The organism is Burkholderia sp. Bmkn7, from assembly GCF_041103175.1.
Classification (GTDB): domain Bacteria; phylum Pseudomonadota; class Gammaproteobacteria; order Burkholderiales; family Burkholderiaceae; genus Burkholderia; species Burkholderia cepacia.
This window is the reverse complement of the sequence record NZ_JBGCUH010000001.1, coordinates 864896-882660: the sequence shown is the minus strand read 5'-3', so window position 1 is coordinate 882660 and position 17765 is coordinate 864896. Positions and strand designations below refer to the sequence as shown.

Genomic DNA, 17765 nt, shown 5'->3' with positions numbered 1-17765 from the left:
CCTCCAGTCTGCGTGGGGCGCGACGGTGCCCGGGGCGGGCCCTGCGGGTCGCGCGGGTGGCGTGCGGCGCGAGGATCGCGCCGTCACGTCTGCTTCGGTTGCGACACGCCTTCCAGCGTGTTCGCGACGTCGTCGCGCTCCGGGCCGGCCGAGCGCGTCGCGATGTCCGCGAGCGACAGCATGCCGACCAGCCGCTTGTCGTGATCGACGACGGGCAGGCGGCGCAACTGCGCGTCGGCCATGTAGTGCTGGATCTCGTCGAGCGAATCGTCGTCGAAGCACCATTCGATCGGGCCCGATGCGACCTCGTGGATCCGCGTTTCCGGCGGCTTGCCGGCCGAGATCGCGCGCACCGCGAGATCGCGGTCCGTCACCATCCCGATCAGCCGGTTGTTGTCGCACACGGGCAGCGCGCCGATGTCGTAGCGCTCCATCAGTTGCGCGGCATGACGGATCGAGTCGGTCGGCGCGATGCGCACGACGTCCTGCGACATGATTTCGTTGACGCGATGCATGACTTCCTCCTTGCAGGTGGGTTCGGTGAATTCGTCGGCGGACGCCGCAAGCCGCGTGCCTTCCTGCACGCGTGGGTCGCTCGGGTACGTCACGCGCCGTCGTCGCGTTCGCGCGGGCTCCGCCACGGCCCTTCGTCGTGCGTGCCGGGCGGCGTGTCCGGTTCGATCCGCGTGACGCCGCCGGTCGCCGGCGGGTCGCTGGCCGGAAACGTGTCCTCGAGCTGCTTGTCGATATGGCGTTCCGAATGGCGCGTGCGCGCGCGGTCCTGGTGCTTCAGCGGCGGCGTCGGGTCGGGATGCCGCTCATGGGCCGGCGTGTCGCGGCCGGGCCGGGTCGAATCCTTCATCGCGTGGCTCCATATCGGTGACGAGGAGCCGGGCTTGCCGCAACGGCCGTGCCCGGCTCGCGGACGCGGCACACGACTTGCCGTATCGACTGCGATGACGGCGCGCGGCCCGACCGGTGCCTGCCGTGCGCATTTCGAGCGGAGGCACGATGACGATTCCGAAACGACGACCAGGCGTGCGTTATGAGATCAACGTATGCGGCGGCGGATTCGATTCGGTGAAGAGCCATTTCAACGAATGGAAACACGAACCGCTGATTTACCGGCCCGAGCGCCGGATGTTCGAGGGAAAGGCCGACGTGCGGCCGCTGGGCGACGAGACGTTCGGTTCGACCGAACCGGCGCGTTTCGCGCTGCAGCGCGCGTGCGAGCCGTCCGATTCGTATGCGCTGGCGGCATGCGTGAAGGACAACGGCCGCGAGCTGTGGCTCGTGATGGCCGCGTACGACGTATAACGAGGTGCTTGAAAGATTTGCAGCGAACGGTGTAGCGAAGGCACGACGCGTCGCATGGGGCCGCGCGTGTTCGCGCCGGCGCCCGCATGCGGGCGTCGCGACCGGACGGCATGCGCATTGCGGGACTTCCGTATCCAGTCACGACCGCCGCACACGATGCCGATCCGAACCCGCCCCGATGGAATGCCGATGAAACACGATCCCGCGCAATGGCTGCAGCGGCCCATCCCGCCGTTTCCCGACCTCGAGCCGGATCCCGACGACCCCGATCCCGGCGGTTTGCCGCCCGACCTGCCCGAACCGTACCGGCAACCGGCGGGCGATCCGCCCGGGACCGCGCCGCCCGAGCGCGAACCGCCGTCGCGGCAGCCTCCCGTGCATGCGCCGTCGGTCGGCGGGATAACGCGCCTGCATGCGGAGGCACGGCGATGAGCGTCCGCGTGAAACCCGGCGTGCTGCGCGAGATCGCCGAGACGCTCGGCCGCCATTTCGAAGCGCGCGCGATGCCGTTCCACATCGAGGAGCGCCCGGCCGGTGCATTGCATATCGGTTTTCGCGTCGACGGCCATCCGGCGTCGCTGTCGGTGTCGTTCGACGCCGACGCATTCGCCGCGCTCGAGCGGGCCGGCATCGACCGGCAGCGCGGCACGCTCGCGCGCGTCGCGGCCGAATTCGACACGATGATGGCGCGTCGCACGCCGACCGCCTATGCCGGCGATTTCCATTTCAACCGGCTCTGAGCCATCGATCCGACGGAGGTATTCGATGAACACGATCCAGACGATACGCGCGGGCGCCCTTGCGTTCGCCGCCGCGTGCGCGCTCGCTGCCTGCACGCAACCGACGAACGGCCCCTACGGGGCGCGCGGGGCGCCGCCCGCACCGCCGGATGGCCGCGGCGCGCAGTCGACCACGACGATGCCGGACGCGAATACGCGCTACGACACGCGTCCGTCGCCGGGCAACATGATGCCGCAGGGCGCGGCCGGCGGCGAACCGGCCGACGTGCCGCCGCCGGGGCCGAACGGCGCGCAGGGCGACCGGCCGTTGCCGGGCACGCCGCCGCCGATGCAGTACTGATCGGGCGTTTTCCGCGCATCACGCACGGCAGGCAGGCGAGGGCGTTCGGGGCACCTCCGGACGCCCTTCCGGACGAGCGAATTGCGTGCCCCAAACTTGCCGCGGGCTTGTAAAAAAGCGGCCCGGGCCAGCGACGAAGCGGGGTGCGAACCCGCGAGAACCGCGAGGCGACGCGCTTCGCCAGATTGGCACGAAAGCTGCGTAAGTCGTGTAGACGACCTACCGCGAACCGAACAATCAGGAGGCTTTCGATGCCCGTCTCGCTTGCGTTGCAGATGCGACAGCATCTGGCACTTACGCCGAGGCTTCAGCAGTCGCTGCGGCTGCTGCAGTTGTCCTCGCTCGAATTTCAACAGGAATTGCGGCAGGCGCTCGACATGAACCCGTTTCTCGAAGACGGCCCGGGCGACGAGGAAGCCGCCGACGGCGCGCCGGAGCAGCCGGCGGAAGCGGCCGCGCCCGAAGCGGCGCCCGAGCCCGAGGATGTCCGGCCGCCCGACGGCGAGGTGCCGCTGACGGCGGCACCCGCGCCGCGCGGCACGAACCGCCAGGGCGACGATGCAGACGGCCTGTCGCCGGGTGAATGGATCGCCGCCGAACCGTCGCTGCATCAGCAGCTGCACGACGCGCTCAGGCTGTATCCGTTGAACAGGCACGATCGCGAGGCCGCGCGCATCGTGATCGACGCGCTCGACGACGACGGTTATCTGCGCCAGGAGCTCGCCGAGCTGCGGGCCGCGGCCGATCCGGCGCTGCTGCTGTCGGAGCAGGATCTCGCGATCGCGCTGCGGCTCGTGCAGATGCTCGACCGCCCGGGCATCGCGGCGCGTTCGCTGTCCGAATGCCTGGTGCTGCAGCTCGACGCGATTCCGGCCGGTACGCCGGCGCTCGCGGAAGCGAAGGCGATCGCGCACGAGCATCTCGAACGGCTCGCCCGCCGCGAGACGGCGGAGATCCAGCGGCGTCTCGGCTGCAACGCGCAGACGATGCACGCCGCCTGCGCGCTGGTGCGCGGGCTCGACCCGCGCCCCGGCAATCACTACGGCAGCACGCGCGGCGACTACGTGGTGCCCGACGTGATCGTGCGCCAGGTACGCGACGAATGGATCGTGACGATCAATCCGGCCGTGCTGCCGCGCGCGCGCCTGCACGAGCGCTACGCGACGCTGTTCGCGCAGTCGAGCGGCGAGCGCGATTCGCCGCTCGGCCAGCAGCTGCAGGAAGCGCGCTGGCTGATACGCAACGTGCAGAAGCGCTTCGACACCATCCAGCGCGTGGGCGAATGCATCGTCGAGCGGCAACGCGATTTCTTTCGTTACGGCGAGATCGCGATGAAGCCGCTCGTGCTGCGCGACATCGCGGAAGCGCTCGACCTGCATGAATCGACGGTGTCGCGCGCGACGGGCAACAAGTACATGGCCACGCCGCACGGCACGTTCGAGTTCAAGCATTTCTTCCCGCGCAAGCTCGAGGCGGCCGGCAAGGGCGTGTGCTCGGCGTCGGCGGCGAAGGTGCTGATCCGCGACATGATCGCGGCCGAGCGGCAAACCGAGCCGCTGTCCGACGTCGCGCTCACGGAGAACCTCGCGGGCCGCGGCATTCTTCTTGCGCGTCGTACGGTGACGAAGTATCGGCAGGCGATGAAGATTCCCGCGGCCGACCTGCGGCGTCGCGATGCCGTGTGACGTGACGGCTTGCCCGCCGAACCGATCTTCAACCGCGCGCGGCGCCGCCCGTCGTGTCGGCCCGCGCATCCACCCACGACAGGAGTGCAACCATGCCAGCAAAATCCCAGGCGCAGCAGCGTGCCGCAGGCGCGGCGCTGTCGGCCAAGCGCGGTGAAACGAAGATGAAGGATCTCAAACCGCCGGCGAAGTCGATGGCCGAGTCGATGAGCGAGAAAGAGCTCGAGAAAATGGCTGCCACGCCCGTGCGCGGCAAACCGAAACACAAGCACGATGCGTGACCGACGACGACGTTTGGTGACGACCGCTGTCATCCAGGAGGGTTCCATGCTTCGATACGCCATCATCTTCTTCATCATCGCGCTCGTCGCCGCCGTGTTCGGCTTCGGCGGCATCGCGGCCGGCGCGGCCGAGATCGCGAAGATCCTGTTCTACATCTTCGTCGTGATCTTCCTGGTCACGCTGCTGCTGGGCGTCGTGCGACGATGAGTGCCGCGCCCGACCGGTCGCAGCGCGTGGCCGAACTCGAACACGCGCTCGCGATCGGCTTTCCGTCGCAGTCGACCGTCGTCGTGCATGCGGACGACGCATCCGGCGGCCTGACGATCCAGGTGTCGTGGGTGCGTGTGCCGTCCGACGAGGACGCACGCGAATGGCGTTGCGCGGTCGACCTGCGGTTCGATCCCGACGTCGTCGATCGCTATGCATTGCTCGACGCGGCCGACCGGCTGCGCGTGCGCACGCGGTTGTGCGACCGCGCGCGGCGCGCGGTGGACGAACGCAAGCCGCGCGTCGAGGATGCCGCGATCGAGTGCAGCGTGACGCTCGACGTGACACGCGCCGAATTCGACGCGGCGCTGGCCGCGCCCTGATTTCACAGCCGGCATCGCGGGCGCGATCGCGCCCGTCGTACCGGTTTTCGCTGCCGTCCGCATGCCCGCGCCGCGGCGCGGCGGTTTGCGTGGCGGCTGCCCACCCGAATGCCACGAGGATCTTTCGATGACCCGTTCCACATCAGCCGGCAAGACCGCGCCCGCGCAGTCGACCGACAGCGCGAAGTCGCGCCAGCTCGACGAACACCGTTCGCGGCCCGACCACGAAGCGTTGCGCACCAATCAGGGCGTGCGGATCGCCGACAACCAGAACACGCTGCGCGGCGGTACGCGCGGCCCGTCGCTGCTCGAAGACTTCATCATGCGCGAGAAGATCACGCACTTCGATCACGAGCGCATTCCGGAGCGCGTGGTGCACGCGCGCGGCTCGGCCGCGCATGGCGTGTTTCGCGTCTACGAACCGATGGCCGACTTCACGAAGGCCGCGTTCCTGCAGGACCCAGCCGCCGAAACGCCGGTGTACGTGCGCTTCTCGACGGTGCAGGGCCCGCGCGGTTCGGCGGACACGGTGCGCGACGTACGCGGCTTCGCGGTGAAGTTCTATACGGAAGAGGGCAACTACGACCTCGTCGGCAACAACATGCCGGTGTTCTTCATCCAGGACGCGATCAAGTTTCCCGACTTCGTGCATGCGGTGAAGCCCGAGGCACCGAACGAGATGCCGACCGGCGCGTCCGCGCACGACACGTTCTGGGATTTCGTGTCGCTGGTGCCGGAGGCCACTCACATGGTGCTGTGGCTGATGTCGGACCGCGCGTTGCCCGCGAGCTTTCGCGCGATGGACGGCTTCGGCGTGCATACGTTCCGCTTCGTGAACGCGGACGGCGCCGAGCGTTTCGTGAAATTCCACTGGCGGCCCGTGAGCGGCGCGTATTCGCTGCTGTGGGACGAGGCGCAGCGGATTGCCGGCCACGATCCGGATTTCAACCGGCGTGACCTGTGGATGGCGATCGAGCGCGGCGACTATCCGGAGTTCGAGCTTGGCGTGCAGATGATCGATCCGGCCGATGCGGGCCAGTTCGACTTCGACCTGCTCGACCCGACCAAGCTCGTGCCGGAAGAGCGCGTGCCGGTGCGGCCGATCGGCCGGATGACGCTGAACCGCAATCCCGACAACTTCTTCGCGGAAACCGAGCAGGTCGCGTTTCACCCGGGCCATGTGGTGCCGGGCATCGATTTCACGAACGACCCGTTGTTGCAGGGGCGCCTGTTCTCGTACACGGATACGCAGCTGAGCCGGCTCGGCGGCCCGAACTTCCACGAGATCCCGATCAACCGGCCGGTGTGCCCGTTCGCGAACAACCAGCGCGATGCGATGCACCGGCAGACGATCAACGTCGGGCAGGCGTCCTACGAACCGAATTCGACGAGCGGCGGCTGGCCGCGCGAGACCCCGCCGGCGCCGTCGGGCGGCGGCTTCGAGACCGTGCACGAGCCGCTCGAAGGCGAGAAGGTACGCGTGCGAAGCGAATCGTTCGCCGATCATTTCTCGCAGGCCGCGCTGTTCTACCAGAGCATGACGGAGATCGAGCAACGGCATATCCGCGACGCGTACTGCTTCGAGCTGGGCAAGGTGACGCAGCCGCGGATTCGCGAGCGGGTGGTCAACGACATCATCGCGCGCTTCGACGCGGGGCTGGCCGCGCAGGTCGCCGAACGGCTCGGGCTGCCCGCACCGCATGCGGGCGCGACGCCTGCCGTCGCGGAGCGCTCGCCCGCGCTGAGCCTGATCGGCCGCTCGAAGCCCGGCATCCGCTCGCGCAAGATTGCGCTGATCGCGACGCCGGGTGCGAGCCAGGCGCTCGTCGAGCAGGTGCGCGACGCGCTGCAGGCCGCGCATGCGGTGCCGACGATCGTCGCGCCGACGCTCGCGCCGATCGGCAGCATCGTGCCGCAGGCGACGCTGGCCGGCATGCCGTCGGTGATGTTCGACGCGGTGTTCGTGTGCGGCGGCGACGGCGATGGCCGCGACCTCGCGCACTGCGCCGACGCGCGGCATTTCGTGCGCGAGGCGTTCAAGCACCTGAAGCCGATCGCGGCCGTCGGGTCGGGGCGGCAACTGCTGAGCGCCGCGCATCTGCCGGACCCGGCCGAAGGCGTGTGCGTCGGGCAGGCCGTCGATCTCGACGCGATCCTGAATACGCTGTCCGACCACCTCGGCCACCATCGCGTGTGGGCGCGCGAGCAGCAGGCCGCCGAGTTGCCGGCCTAGCGCCGCGCGATCATGGACATCGTCGTCGCGCTGTTCGGACAGGGCCGGATGCTCGGCCCCGGGCAGATGGCGCTGCGCGCGATCGTCGTGTCCCTGGTCGCGCTCGTGCTGATCCGCATCGCGGGGCGGCGCGCGTTCGGCCAGCGTTCGCCGTTCGACTACGTGGTCGGGATCCTGCTCGGCGCGATCCTGAGCCGCGCGGTGGTCGGTGCGTCGCCGTTCGTGGCGACCGTCGCGGCGTCGTTCGCGATCGCGCTGCTGCATCGCGCGATCGGCTGGGCCTGCGTGCGCTCGCGCCGGCTCGAGCGGCTGCTGGTGGGCGTCGAGCGCGAGGTGTATCGCAACGGCCGCTTCGACGACGCGCAGATGCGCGCCGCGCTGCTCACGCCGACCGACATCCGCGAAAGCGTGCGGCAGGCGCTCGGCGCGACCGACCTGTCGGACGTCGACGCGGCGATCCTGGAGCGCAACGGCCACGTCAGCATCGTGCGGCGCAGCCGCTGCCGCAGGCCGTGACGTTCGCCGGACCACACACGCCGCAAGGAGGACCTCGATGGCACGGATGATCTGGAAAGGCGCGATCAGCTTCGGGCTCGTTCACGTGCCCGTGCAGCTGTTCCCGGCCACGCGTACCGTGAAGCCGTCGTTCCGGCTGCTCGACAGGCGCTCGATGGACCCGGTCGGCTACCGGCAGATCAACAAGCGCACCGGCAGGGAAGTCACGCGCGAGGACATCGTGCGCGGCTACGAGTACGAGAAGGAGCGTTATGTCGTGCTGACCGACGACGAGATCCGCGCGGCGAACCCCGAATCGACGCAGACGGTCGACATCGTCACGTTCGTCGACGAAGGCGCGGTGTCGTTCCTGTATCTCGACACGCCGTATTACCTCGTGCCGGACCGCAAGGGCGAAAAGGTCTACGCGCTGCTGCGCGATGCGCTGAAGGACAGCGGCAAGATCGGCATCGCGCACGTCGTGATGCGCGACCGTCAGCATCTCGGCGCGCTGATCCCGGTCGGGCCGCTGCTCGCGCTCGACACGCTGCGCTGGCAGGAGGAGCTGCGCCCGCTCGACGAACTGTCGGTGCCGGCTGGCGATGCGAAGCGCGCGGGCGTCAGTGCGCGCGAACTCGCGATGGCGAAGAAGCTGATCGACGACATGTCGGGTTCGTGGACGCCGGACGAGTATCACGACACGTTTCGCGACGACATCCTCGATCTGGTCGAGCGCAAGGTGCGCGCGGGCCGGATCGAGGAGATCGAGGACCGGCCCGCGCAGACGGGGCGCGCGGCGTCCAACGTGGTCGACCTGACCGAATTGCTGAAACGCAGCCTGAAGGGCGGCAGTGCGCGGGCAGCCGATGCGGGCGACGAAGCGGGCGACGAGGCGGATGCCGGGGCGCCGGCATCTTCGCGTGCCGCCGGCGCGCGGCGCAAACCGGCTGCGAAAGCACCGGCGAAAGGAGGCGCGAGGGGGGCTGAGAAGGCTGCCGCGAAGGGGGCCGAGAAGGGGGCCGAGAAGGGCACCGCGAAGGCGCCCGCAAAACGCGCGGCCGCGAAGCACGGCACGGCCGTGGCGCACCCGGCGAAGAAGATCGCCGCGCGCCGCAAGCACGCCGCATGATCGCGCAACGGAGAACGACGCGATGGCCGCGAAACTCGACCCCTATCGCCGCAAACGCCGCTTCGATGCGACGCCGGAACCCGAGGGCGCGCACGGGCGGCGGCGCGCACCCGCCGAGGCGGACGCGAGGAAGTCGCGGCAGTCGCGGCAGGCGGGAACGTCCGCGCGCACGGCCCGGCCGCTGCGCTTCGTGATCCAGGAACACCACGCGAGGCGGCTGCACTACGACTTCCGTCTCGAGCTCGACGGCACGCTGAAATCGTGGGCCGTGCCGAAAGGGCCGAGCGTCGATCCGGCGGTGAAACGGCTGGCCGTGCACGTCGAGGATCATCCGCTCGAATACGCGTCGTTCGAAGGCGAGATTCCGGCCGGACATTACGGGGCGGGCTCGGTCGTCGTGTGGGACGAAGGAACGTGGACGCCCGACGGCGGCGTCGCGCAGGCACGCGCGGGCTACCGTGCCGGCAAGCTGACGTTCCGGCTCGACGGCGCGAAGCTGCACGGCGGCTGGGCGCTGGTGCGCAGCGGGCGGCAGCAGGGGCGCCAGGAGCAATGGCTGCTGATCAAGGAACGCGACGACGACGCGCGCGATGCGGCGGCATTCGATGTCGTCGCGCAGCGGCCCGGCAGCGTGCATGACGGGCACACGCAGGCCGCGCGCACGAAGGGGAACGGCGACAAGCCGCCCCCTGCGCGTGCCGCGCGGCGCGGCCACGGCAATGCGCCAGACATGAGCGACGCGCCGCACGACGACCCGGGCAGGCCGTCGGCCGACCTGTCGCACGTGGACGGCGCCGTGCGTGCGGCGTTGCCCGAGCGCGTCGCGCCGCAACTCGCGACGCTGGTCGATGCGCCGCCCGCGCACGGCGACTGGCGCTACGAAGTGAAATTCGACGGTTACCGGATCCTCGCGCGGATCGCGGGTCGCGGCGCGCGGCGGCACGTCACGCTGATGACGCGCGAAGGTCGCGACTGGACCGCGAAGCTGCGCGCGCCGCGCGATGCGCTCGCCGCGCTCGAAGTCGACAACGCATGGCTCGACGGCGAGGCCGTCGTGCTCGGCGAGAACGGCCTGCCCGATTTCCAGGCGCTGCAGAACGCGCTCGGCGCGGGCCGCTCGGACGCGGTGACGCTGTTCGTGTTCGACCTGCCGTTTCTCGACGGATACGACCTGCGCGACGTACCGCTCGCCGCGCGTCGCGCGCTGCTCGAACCGCTGCTCGCCGGCAGCGATCCGTCCCGGCTGCGTTTTTCACCCGATCTCGGCGACGACGTCGTGCCGCTGATCGCGCACGCGTGCGACACGGGGCTCGAAGGGTTGATCGGCAAGCGCGCGGAGTCGCGTTATCGCGGCGGCCGCTCGCCCGCGTGGATCAAGCTGAAATGCCGGCGGCGGCAGGAGTTCGTGATCGGCGGCTACACCGAGCCGTCGGGCAGCCGGCACGGGTTCGGCGCGCTGCTGCTCGGCGTCCATGCGCCGGACGCGGGCGGCAAGCGGTCACGCGGCACGCCGCCGTTGCGCTATGTCGGCCGCGTCGGCACCGGGTTCGACACGCGCCTGCTCGACCGGCTCGCGGCGATGCTGCGCAGGCATGAGCGCGACACGACGCCGTTCGACCCGCCGCCGCGCGAACGGTCGCGTACACGCGTGCACTGGGTCGAGCCGACGCTCGTCGCCGAATGCGAATTCGCGGAATGGACGGGCGACGGGATCGTGCGGCAGGCGTCGTTCATCGCGCTGCGCGAAGACAAGCCGGCGCGGCAGATCGTCCGCGAAGTGCCGCGCCATACCGAATCGGAGACGACGATGGACGAACCCCACGCAGCGCACGGCAACCCGCATGACAACCACCCGCATGCACCGCATACCGATACCGGTCACGACCGCCGGCCGCGCGCACGATCGCATGCGTCCACCGGCCACGCGCACGGCGAACCCGGCGTCGATCATGTCGGCCGCGTGCGCATCACGCATCCCGATCGCGTGCTCGACCCGCGCAGCGGCACGCGCAAGATCGACCTCGCGCATTACTGGTTGTGGGTCGCGCCGTGGCTGCTGCCCGACCTGAAAGGCCGGCCCGTGTCGCTCGTGCGCGCGCCGGGCGACATCGCCGGCGAACTGTTCTTCCAGAAGCATGCGGAGCGCCGCGAAATCCCGTTCGTCAAGCAGCTCGAGGGACTCGATCCCGGCCACGGCCCGCTGCTGTCGATCGACAGCGTCGACGCGCTGCTCGGCGCCGCGCAGATGGGCACGATCGAGCTGCACACGTGGAACGCGCACGCGTCGAACATCGAGCGGCCCGACCGGATCGTGTTCGACCTCGATCCCGATCCGGCGCTGCCGTGGCGCGCGATGATCGACGCCGCGCAGATCGTGCGCGGGCTGCTCGACGAACTGGGGCTCGTGTCGTTCTGCAAGACGAGCGGCGGCAAGGGGCTGCATGTCGTCGTGCCGCTCACGCGGCATGCGGGCTGGGACGACGTGAAGGACTTCTCCCGCGCGGTCGCGCAGCACGTCGCCGCTACGCTGCCCGAGCGCTTTACCGCGACGATGGGGCCGCGCCACCGGCGCGGCAGGATCTTCGTCGACTACCTGCGCAACGGCCGCGGCGCGAGCACGATCGCCGCGTACTCGGTGCGTGCGCGGCCCGGCATGGGCGTGTCGGTGCCGCTCGAGTGGGACGAGGTGCCCGCTACGACGGGCGGCGCGCAATGGACGATCGACACGCTCCGCGCACGGCTCGACGCGCTGAAACGCGATCCGTGGGAAGGCTACGCGCACACGCGCCAGCGCATCACGGCGTCGATGCGTGCGCGGCTCGGGGCGCCGACGTGAACCCGTCAGCGCCGATGCTGCAGCCGGTGATACCAGTTCATCAGCGGCGTCGCGGAGATCCCGTGCGCGATCACCGACGCCGACACGACGGCCAGCACCGGTGCCGCCAGCGAGCGCACCGCGCCGGACGGCGCGTGCTCGATCGCGAACAGCAGGTAGTAGAACGAGCCGATCCCGCGAATGCCGAACCAGGCCATCAGCCGACGCTGCGCCTGCGTCGCACGCGAACCGGCGAGCGTGACCAGCACCGCGAGCGGTCGCACGACGACGAACAGCACGGCGGCCAGCGCGGCCGCCCCCCAAGTGAGCAGCGGGCCCGGCAGCGTCGCGAGCACGCTGCCGACCATCGTCATCACGACGGCTTCCGCGATCCGTTCGAGTTCGATCGTGAAGCCGAGCACCGATTCGGTCATGAACGCGTGCGCTTTCTCCGGATGCTTCTCGGTGGCGACGACGTCTTCCGAATCGATCTGGCCGATCACTTCGCGTGGCTTGCGGTCGCCGCTCGCACGGTGTTCGACGCGGCGCATCGCGACACCGGCCGCGAACGTCGCGATGAAGCCGAACGTATGCGCGAGCTGCGCGGCGCCGAACGACAGCACGATCAGCGCGAGCGCGAAGAAGCCTTCGAGGCCGAGCGCCTGCGCGTACTGGGTGCGCAGCCAGCCGATCAGTTTCGTCGTCACCCAGCCGAGGGCGCCGCCGATCGCTGCCGCGCCCGCGATGCCCCACAGCGCGACGAGCGCGAACGCACCGGACAGCGGCGCGAGCCCGTAGGTCGCTTCGCGCGTGCCGCACAGTGCGAGCCCCGCGAGCGCGAACGGCAACGCGATGCCGTCGTTCAACCCGCCTTCGCCGGACAGCGCGAAGCGCACGAGATCGCGATCGCCCGGGTCGTGCACCTGCACGTCGTGCGCGAGCACGGGGTCGGTCGGTGCGAGGATCGCCGCGAGCAGCAGCGCCGGGCCCCAGCCGAGCCCGAGCGCGAGTATCGCGCACGCGGCGAGCAGCGGCACGGTGACGATCATCGCGAGCAAGCCGAGGCGGCACGGCACGAGCCACAGCCGGTCGGTCAGCGGCACGCGCAGCCGCAGCCCGATCGCGAACAGCGACACGAGCAGCGCGATTTCGACGATTTCACGCAGCAGCGGCGCGTCGCGTTCGAGGTCGAGATGCAGCAGGCCGGCGCCGGCCGGGCCGAGCGCGACGCCGAGCACGAGATAGATCATCGCGGTGCTGCACGGCAGGTGGCGCAGCGCGGACGTCGCGACGCCCATGCCCAGCAGCACCGCGCCGATGATCAGGTACCAGAGCGTCTCATGCATGCGCGGGCTCGCGGCGGGCGGGGAAGGCGGACGCGCAACAGGTCAGGGCTTGCGGCCGAATGCCTCGCGCAGTTTGCGTTTCGCGCGTTCGAGTGTCGTGCGGCGCGTTTTCGGCAGATTGCGGCCCGCGCGGTTCACGTAGAAGTTCAGCATCGACATCGCCGACTGGAACGGCGACGCCTTGCGGCGGCGGCTGTGTTCGGCCGAACGCTTCAGCGACGCGGCGATCGCCGCCGGATCGTCGGACTTGAAGATGTCGGGCTCGATGTCGAGTGCATCGCTTCGTTGCGTGACTTCGCCGGACCAGCGCTTGCGGTGTGCCGGATCGGCGCTGCGGGCGCGGCCGGGACGGCGCGTGAGGCGCTTGCCGTGTGCGTGGGAAGCAGAAGCGTGAGGCATGTGACGGGGCTCCGTGTTGGGGTCGAGGGATGGTCCTGCGGAGACGGGCGACGCAATCCGCGTGCCGCGCCGCGGGCGTGTGCGGACGTCGGCATGGGCATTGCTGGAAGGGCGTTGCGAAACGGAACGAGCAGGCATGCCCGTTAAGGAATCATCACCAGGGAGAAAACGTCATGAAGCCAGCATTCGAATCGAAGTGTGTCGCGCGGCGCGTGCTCGCCGGTGCCGCCGTCGCGATCGTCGCGGCCGCGCCGGCCGCATGGGCGCAGAATTCGCAGCGCCCCGATGAAGGGACGGGCGCGCCCATTCCGTCGATGGACATGTCGACACCGGGCACCAACGGCAACACGGCTGCGCCGCCCCCGCCGGCCCGCACGCAGCGGCACGGCGCGACGCACGGCATGCGCTCGCACGGCGGCGCGGCCGACCACGTGAAGCCGGGCGGCGGCCCCAACGGCGCAGGCGCGGGCGGGAGCGGTGCTGGCGGCGGCACGGGCGGCATGGGTGGCGCGGGCGGCACAGGTGGCACAGGTGGCACGGGCGCCGGCAACGGCGGCTCGCCGGGGTCGACGGGCACCGGCGGCGGCGGGGCCGGCAGCGCGGGTTCGAGCGGTTATTGACGGTGTCGTGCCGGCGCGGCCGGCGCGGCGCGATGGCGGCGCGGTTTCCCGGGACGGGCGCGCGGCCACCACGCAGGAGGACATCATGCAATCGAATTCCCGGATTTGGCTGGAGAACGACGAGATCGACGGCGAGGCGGTCGACGTGGATGATCTCGATACGACGGTTCATGTCGACGTCGCGACGGGCAGGGTCATGTTCCATGCGGCGTGGGCGAATGCGCTCGAGGCACCGCCAGAGGCAGCACGGTATTCGGTCGTGCTCGCGCTCGACTGCGACACGATGGAGCATTACGCCGATCTCGACGACGGCGCACGCACGCGCGTGCACGCGATGCTGCACGAGGCCGTGCAGCAGACGCTCGAGCAGTTGCCCGACACCGACGAAAACCTGACGCTGACGATCGAACTGACCGACGCGATGCTCGATGCGGCGCGGCACCTGCAGTAATCGATGCGGGCCGACGTGCCGCATCGGATTACATCCCGTTGAAATCTTTGCAGCCGGGCGCGCGGCGACGTCGAACGGGCCGGCCGGGCGCATGCGCGTGCCGGCCTCGATGCGATCGCGGGTCGTTCCCCGGCCGGGGTCGCGATGCGAGCGGGTGCGACCCTGCGCGTGCAGGTGCAGCGCGCCCGGCAGCCGGCACGCCGATTGCGGGACGACCGATGCGGCACGACGTGTGCCGCCCATCCGAAGGAGACATACATGAGCGGCAGGCTGGAGCATTGCAAGGTGGCCATCCTCGCGGTCGACGGATTCGAGGAAGCCGAACTCGTCGAGCCGCAGCGCGCGCTCTCGGCCGAGGGCGCGCAGGTCGACGTGATTTCGCAGAAGCGCGGCGAGATCCAAGGTTTCCGGCACGTCGACAAGGGCGGGCGCGTGAAGGTCGACCGCACGTTCGACGATGCGCGCGAAGGCGATTACGACGCGGTCGTGCTGCCTGGCGGCGTCGTGAACGGCGACGCGATCCGGATGCTGCCGGCGGCGCGCGAATTCGTGACGGCGGCCGTCGGCGCCGGCAAGCCGATCGCGGCGATCTGCCACGGCGGCTGGCTGCTCGTGTCGGCCGGGCTCGTGGAAGGCCGTACGATGACGAGCTGGCCGAGCCTGCAGGACGATATCCGTCACGCGGGCGGCAAGTGGGTCGACGAGGAGGTCGTGCGCGACGGCAACCTGATCACGAGCCGCAAGCCCGCCGACCTGCCCGCGTTCAACGGCGCGCTGGTCGAGCGCCTCGCGTCGCGGGGGGCGTAAGCCGATGCCGGCCGATGCCGCCCGCCGCGTGACGCTGACCGACACGCCGCCCGTGTTCGACGGAGCGGCGCTGCAGTTGAGTTTCGTCGTCGACGTCGATGGCGTGCCGCAAACCTGTGCGATCACGGTCGAGGCGCTGGAAGACCATTTCGGCGCGCAGTCCGCGCTGGAAGCCGACCTGCGCGATGCGTTCGAACGCGGCCGTGCGCGCATCGAGGCCGCGTGCGCGGAGGTGCTGGCCGACGGCGGCGGGGCGGACGTGGTGCTGCATAGCGGTTATTTCCGTGCGCCGGGCGGTCGGGCGCGGGCCGGGCTGTTTGGGCCGGAGAAGTCCTGACTCCCGTCGCGCTTCCCGAAGCGTCGTTCCGCCCCGCATCCGGCGATCCGGCCGCCCGCATTACACGCCGTTGAAAACTTTGCCGCGCGTCGCAGGCATCGCCCGGTGCCACATCGCGCTGCGTGCCGAGCGCGCGGGGCGGTTCGCGTCGTGTCGGCTGGCATGTTCCCTGCATGAACGACCGGTTGCCGGCGCACGATTCGCGCCGCATGCCGATGCGACCGTTCGTCGTATCGCACGTAGCCGCAGACGGGGAACGAGCATGCTGACCGCCCATGAATTTGCCGTGCTGTTCCTGGTGCATCACGCACCGGAGCAGATCCAGATCGACCGCGACGACGTCGTCGCCCTCGTCGAGCAACAACTGATCGTGATGCAGCGCGACGACGCGTCCGGCGAGCGTCGGCCCGTGTTGACGGCCGGCGGCTTGTCGGTTCTGAAGTGCGTGCAGCGGCATGACGGGGTCGCGACCGACGTGACTGACCTGAGTGACATGAACGACGCGTGATGCACGGCGCCGCGCCGTTCACCGCGCGATCGCGACGCCCGCGTTGACCTGGACGACCGGTGTCCGGCTGTCGAACGGCGGCGCGGGCAGGAAGCGGTCGATCACGCCGGCTTCGAACAGCAGGCAGTACGTCGACCCGCCGAACTGGAAGTAGCCGATCTCGTCGCCCTTGTCGACGCGCTGCCCCGGCACGACGTCGATCACGCACGACGACACGTCGCCCATCCCGACGAACACGGCCGCCACGGTGCCGATGCCGGGATCGTCGCAGGAGAGCGCGACCACCGCGCGCGTGGCGACGGCCGTCATGTAACCCTGCGAGTCGTTCAGCCCGGCCGGGTCGGTGCCTTCCGCCTCCGCGACCGAGTAGTAGGTTCCGTCGACACGGTACGCGTGCGTGACGACGCCGCGCACCGGTGCATGCCAGCGATGGTAGTTGTACGCACTCAGGTAGGCCTGGTAGATGTCGCCGCCGACGAACCGCTCGGCGAGCGCCAGCCATGCGGGCGTGAAGAGGTCGCGCAACGAGTACGGCTGTGCCTTGATCCAGAACGTGTCGCGCAGCTTCAACTTCGATTCGGTGTGGTACGGCGCGGCCTCGCATGCGCTGACGATCACGTGCGGATCGTCGGGTGCCTCGACCGGGCGCGCGCCATCGCGAAAGCGTCGCGTGAAGAAGTCGTTCCACGAGTCGAAGCCCAGGTGCGGCTGGTCGTCGCGATACTGGAACTGCGACAGCCCGAGGCGCTTGCGCGCCGCGTCGCAGAACCAGCCGTCGGGCGCCGACGTGTCGAGATGCGTGCGCGAATGCGGGCCGCCGAGGAAGTCGCACCACACGTTCAGCACGCACTTCAGGTGCGCGTTGACGGTCGCGTCGCGAAACACCGCATGGCCCGACGGCATGCACATCGGCCAGTCGAGGAATGCGTTGATCGGGCACACGATCAGGCTCGCTTCGCTGAAAGGGGGCGTATAGGTCATCAGGTGATCGAGCACTGTCATCAGGTCGCCGATCGACGCGTAGCCGAGCCGCAGGCCCGCGTCGAGCGCCTCGTCGATCGCGCGGGTCAGGCTCATGCGCAGGACGGCGTGGTCGTCGAACAGCCGCGCGAGGGCCTGCACGGCGGGCGTGCGCAAGCGGTCGCCGGCGTGGGCGCGGGCCTCCGCCGCGATCCGTTCGCGGAACGCGGCCATGTGGGCTTCTTCGCGCGCCATCCATTCGCCGAGCCGATGGCGCGTGGCGGGCGGCGGGTTGCGGTCGGTCGGCATCGCTTCCTCCGGACGTCGGTTGGTCATGACCGTGATCAGCAAGATGCTTGCCCGGCGGCGGCACCGAAATTGCGGCGATCGTTCGTCCGTTTTTTTACACGGGAGACGAGGATGAACGCGGCTTCGAATGCACGACAGGCGAACAAGACGAAGGAGACGGGCGCGCGGCACGGCGGCGAACAGCACACGGTGACGCCGACGCGTACACGCGTGCGGCCGGCCAAGGCGGCGTCGCGCGACACGCGTCGACCGGCCGGGCGCGGCGCGGGTGGCTCAGGTGGCGCAAGCGGGACGAGCGGGCCCGTTGCCGCGCGCGACGGCGACAGGAAGGGCAACCCGCTATGGGAGGACGACGGCGGGGCGATACCGCCCGAAGAGTGGTCGTGACGGGGCAATCGCGCT

23 protein-coding genes are annotated in these 17765 nt (G+C 70.0%); 18 read left to right on the top strand and 5 right to left on the bottom strand.

The genetic code is table 11. From position 1 onward, the window contains the following. Positions 1-83: 83 nt before the first annotated feature. Both AB3K92_RS03870 and AB3K92_RS03865 read right to left on the bottom strand, forming a co-directional pair. Complete coding sequence (locus AB3K92_RS03870) at positions 84-515, bottom strand: CBS domain-containing protein (protein WP_042976181.1); 432 nt, start codon at positions 513-515, stop codon at positions 84-86. 89 nt (positions 516-604) lie between these two features. After that, positions 605-862 carry a hypothetical protein gene (locus AB3K92_RS03865; RefSeq protein WP_021161231.1) on the bottom strand — a complete coding sequence of 86 codons (258 nt, stop codon included), beginning with the start codon at positions 860-862 and terminating at the stop codon, positions 605-607. 149 nt (positions 863-1011) lie between these two features. Between AB3K92_RS03865 and AB3K92_RS03860 the strand changes: the two genes are divergently transcribed. From AB3K92_RS03860 to ligD, 12 genes are all read left to right on the top strand, one after another. After that, positions 1012-1317 (top strand): hypothetical protein, encoded by a 306-nt coding sequence (locus AB3K92_RS03860; protein WP_021161230.1) that lies wholly within the window; start codon positions 1012-1014, stop codon positions 1315-1317. 183 nt (positions 1318-1500) lie between these two features. After that, a complete protein-coding gene (locus AB3K92_RS03855) occupies positions 1501-1749 on the top strand; it encodes a hypothetical protein (protein ID WP_081052495.1) in 249 nt (82 codons plus the stop codon). Next, positions 1746-2057 carry a hypothetical protein gene (locus tag AB3K92_RS03850; RefSeq protein ID WP_021161228.1) on the top strand — a complete coding sequence of 104 codons (312 nt, stop codon included), beginning with the start codon at positions 1746-1748 and terminating at the stop codon, positions 2055-2057. The genes AB3K92_RS03855 and AB3K92_RS03850 overlap by 4 nt, the downstream gene beginning before the upstream one ends. A gap of 25 nt (positions 2058-2082) precedes the next feature. Further along, a complete protein-coding gene (locus AB3K92_RS03845; protein ID WP_021161227.1) occupies positions 2083-2397 on the top strand; it encodes a hypothetical protein in 315 nt (104 codons plus the stop codon). A 251-nt stretch (positions 2398-2648) separates the two neighbouring features. Continuing rightward, on the top strand, positions 2649-4082 hold the full coding sequence (gene rpoN, locus AB3K92_RS03840; RefSeq protein ID WP_369464474.1) for an RNA polymerase factor sigma-54: 1434 nt from the start codon (positions 2649-2651) through the stop codon (positions 4080-4082). Positions 4083-4174: 92 nt separating this feature from the next. After that, positions 4175-4363: a DUF3008 family protein gene (locus tag AB3K92_RS03835; RefSeq protein ID WP_021161225.1), complete on the top strand. Its 189-nt coding sequence runs from the start codon at positions 4175-4177 to the stop codon at positions 4361-4363. Between the two features lie 46 nt (positions 4364-4409). Next, positions 4410-4571 carry a DUF1328 domain-containing protein gene (locus AB3K92_RS03830; RefSeq protein ID WP_021161224.1) on the top strand — a complete coding sequence of 54 codons (162 nt, stop codon included), beginning with the start codon at positions 4410-4412 and terminating at the stop codon, positions 4569-4571. Next, a complete protein-coding gene (locus AB3K92_RS03825; RefSeq protein WP_048028564.1) occupies positions 4568-4954 on the top strand; it encodes a DUF3022 domain-containing protein in 387 nt (128 codons plus the stop codon). Before AB3K92_RS03830 ends, AB3K92_RS03825 begins: the two co-directional genes overlap by 4 nt. A gap of 127 nt (positions 4955-5081) precedes the next feature. Next, on the top strand, positions 5082-7187 hold the full coding sequence (gene katE, locus AB3K92_RS03820) for a catalase HPII (protein WP_369464473.1): 2106 nt from the start codon (positions 5082-5084) through the stop codon (positions 7185-7187). 12 nt (positions 7188-7199) lie between these two features. Then, entirely contained in the window at positions 7200-7703 is a 504-nt protein-coding gene (locus AB3K92_RS03815) for a DUF421 domain-containing protein (protein WP_021161221.1), read from the top strand. Positions 7704-7740: 37 nt separating this feature from the next. After that, complete coding sequence (locus tag AB3K92_RS03810; protein WP_369464472.1) at positions 7741-8811, top strand: Ku protein; 1071 nt, start codon at positions 7741-7743, stop codon at positions 8809-8811. 22 nt (positions 8812-8833) lie between these two features. Further along, positions 8834-11647, top strand: a complete 2814-nt coding sequence (ligD, locus tag AB3K92_RS03805; protein WP_369464471.1) for a DNA ligase D — start codon at positions 8834-8836, stop codon at positions 11645-11647. A 5-nt stretch (positions 11648-11652) separates the two neighbouring features. Here ligD and AB3K92_RS03800 read toward each other — a convergent pair whose 3' ends face one another. Together AB3K92_RS03800 and AB3K92_RS03795 are read right to left on the bottom strand one after the other, a co-directional pair. Further along, entirely contained in the window at positions 11653-12972 is a 1320-nt protein-coding gene (locus AB3K92_RS03800; protein WP_369464470.1) for a cation:proton antiporter, read from the bottom strand. A gap of 42 nt (positions 12973-13014) precedes the next feature. Beyond that, a complete protein-coding gene (locus AB3K92_RS03795; protein WP_059707821.1) occupies positions 13015-13371 on the bottom strand; it encodes a DUF3175 domain-containing protein in 357 nt (118 codons plus the stop codon). Positions 13372-13544: 173 nt separating this feature from the next. Here AB3K92_RS03795 and AB3K92_RS03790 point away from each other — a divergent pair, with 173 nt between their 5' ends. From AB3K92_RS03790 to AB3K92_RS03770, 5 genes are all read left to right on the top strand, one after another. Then, positions 13545-13991 (top strand): hypothetical protein, encoded by a 447-nt coding sequence (locus tag AB3K92_RS03790; protein ID WP_175925481.1) that lies wholly within the window; start codon positions 13545-13547, stop codon positions 13989-13991. An 85-nt stretch (positions 13992-14076) separates the two neighbouring features. Next, positions 14077-14442, top strand: coding sequence for a hypothetical protein (locus AB3K92_RS03785; RefSeq protein WP_042978352.1), 366 nt, complete (start codon positions 14077-14079; stop codon positions 14440-14442). A gap of 258 nt (positions 14443-14700) precedes the next feature. Then, positions 14701-15249: a type 1 glutamine amidotransferase domain-containing protein gene (locus AB3K92_RS03780; protein ID WP_059524495.1), complete on the top strand. Its 549-nt coding sequence runs from the start codon at positions 14701-14703 to the stop codon at positions 15247-15249. 4 nt (positions 15250-15253) lie between these two features. Beyond that, positions 15254-15586, top strand: a complete 333-nt coding sequence (locus AB3K92_RS03775) for a DUF1488 domain-containing protein (protein WP_059648541.1) — start codon at positions 15254-15256, stop codon at positions 15584-15586. Positions 15587-15848: 262 nt separating this feature from the next. Continuing rightward, entirely contained in the window at positions 15849-16094 is a 246-nt protein-coding gene (locus tag AB3K92_RS03770; RefSeq protein WP_021164227.1) for a hypothetical protein, read from the top strand. 18 nt (positions 16095-16112) lie between these two features. Here the strand turns inward: AB3K92_RS03770 and AB3K92_RS03765 are convergent, their stop codons facing one another. Further along, entirely contained in the window at positions 16113-17363 is a 1251-nt protein-coding gene (locus tag AB3K92_RS03765; RefSeq protein ID WP_369464638.1) for a phosphatidylserine decarboxylase family protein, read from the bottom strand. A 111-nt stretch (positions 17364-17474) separates the two neighbouring features. Between AB3K92_RS03765 and AB3K92_RS03760 the strand changes: the two genes are divergently transcribed. Continuing rightward, positions 17475-17750: a hypothetical protein gene (locus tag AB3K92_RS03760; RefSeq protein ID WP_369464469.1), complete on the top strand. Its 276-nt coding sequence runs from the start codon at positions 17475-17477 to the stop codon at positions 17748-17750. Positions 17751-17765 lie beyond the last annotated feature (15 nt).

Coding starts and splice junctions, on each gene's coding strand:
- AB3K92_RS03870 (WP_042976181.1), bottom strand. CDS start 515: ATGCATCGCGTCAACGAAATCATGTCGCAGGACGTCGTGCGCATCGCG.
- AB3K92_RS03865 (WP_021161231.1), bottom strand. CDS start 862: ATGAAGGATTCGACCCGGCCCGGCCGCGACACGCCGGCCCATGAGCGG.
- AB3K92_RS03860 (WP_021161230.1), top strand. CDS start 1,012: ATGACGATTCCGAAACGACGACCAGGCGTGCGTTATGAGATCAACGTA.
- AB3K92_RS03855 (WP_081052495.1), top strand. CDS start 1,501: ATGCCGATGAAACACGATCCCGCGCAATGGCTGCAGCGGCCCATCCCG.
- AB3K92_RS03850 (WP_021161228.1), top strand. CDS start 1,746: ATGAGCGTCCGCGTGAAACCCGGCGTGCTGCGCGAGATCGCCGAGACG.
- AB3K92_RS03845 (WP_021161227.1), top strand. CDS start 2,083: ATGAACACGATCCAGACGATACGCGCGGGCGCCCTTGCGTTCGCCGCC.
- rpoN (WP_369464474.1), top strand. CDS start 2,649: ATGCCCGTCTCGCTTGCGTTGCAGATGCGACAGCATCTGGCACTTACG.
- AB3K92_RS03835 (WP_021161225.1), top strand. CDS start 4,175: ATGCCAGCAAAATCCCAGGCGCAGCAGCGTGCCGCAGGCGCGGCGCTG.
- AB3K92_RS03830 (WP_021161224.1), top strand. CDS start 4,410: ATGCTTCGATACGCCATCATCTTCTTCATCATCGCGCTCGTCGCCGCC.
- AB3K92_RS03825 (WP_048028564.1), top strand. CDS start 4,568: ATGAGTGCCGCGCCCGACCGGTCGCAGCGCGTGGCCGAACTCGAACAC.
- katE (WP_369464473.1), top strand. CDS start 5,082: ATGACCCGTTCCACATCAGCCGGCAAGACCGCGCCCGCGCAGTCGACC.
- AB3K92_RS03815 (WP_021161221.1), top strand. CDS start 7,200: ATGGACATCGTCGTCGCGCTGTTCGGACAGGGCCGGATGCTCGGCCCC.
- AB3K92_RS03810 (WP_369464472.1), top strand. CDS start 7,741: ATGGCACGGATGATCTGGAAAGGCGCGATCAGCTTCGGGCTCGTTCAC.
- ligD (WP_369464471.1), top strand. CDS start 8,834: ATGGCCGCGAAACTCGACCCCTATCGCCGCAAACGCCGCTTCGATGCG.
- AB3K92_RS03800 (WP_369464470.1), bottom strand. CDS start 12,972: ATGCATGAGACGCTCTGGTACCTGATCATCGGCGCGGTGCTGCTGGGC.
- AB3K92_RS03795 (WP_059707821.1), bottom strand. CDS start 13,371: ATGCCTCACGCTTCTGCTTCCCACGCACACGGCAAGCGCCTCACGCGC.
- AB3K92_RS03790 (WP_175925481.1), top strand. CDS start 13,545: ATGAAGCCAGCATTCGAATCGAAGTGTGTCGCGCGGCGCGTGCTCGCC.
- AB3K92_RS03785 (WP_042978352.1), top strand. CDS start 14,077: ATGCAATCGAATTCCCGGATTTGGCTGGAGAACGACGAGATCGACGGC.
- AB3K92_RS03780 (WP_059524495.1), top strand. CDS start 14,701: ATGAGCGGCAGGCTGGAGCATTGCAAGGTGGCCATCCTCGCGGTCGAC.
- AB3K92_RS03775 (WP_059648541.1), top strand. CDS start 15,254: ATGCCGGCCGATGCCGCCCGCCGCGTGACGCTGACCGACACGCCGCCC.
- AB3K92_RS03770 (WP_021164227.1), top strand. CDS start 15,849: ATGCTGACCGCCCATGAATTTGCCGTGCTGTTCCTGGTGCATCACGCA.
- AB3K92_RS03765 (WP_369464638.1), bottom strand. CDS start 17,363: ATGCCGACCGACCGCAACCCGCCGCCCGCCACGCGCCATCGGCTCGGC.
- AB3K92_RS03760 (WP_369464469.1), top strand. CDS start 17,475: ATGAACGCGGCTTCGAATGCACGACAGGCGAACAAGACGAAGGAGACG.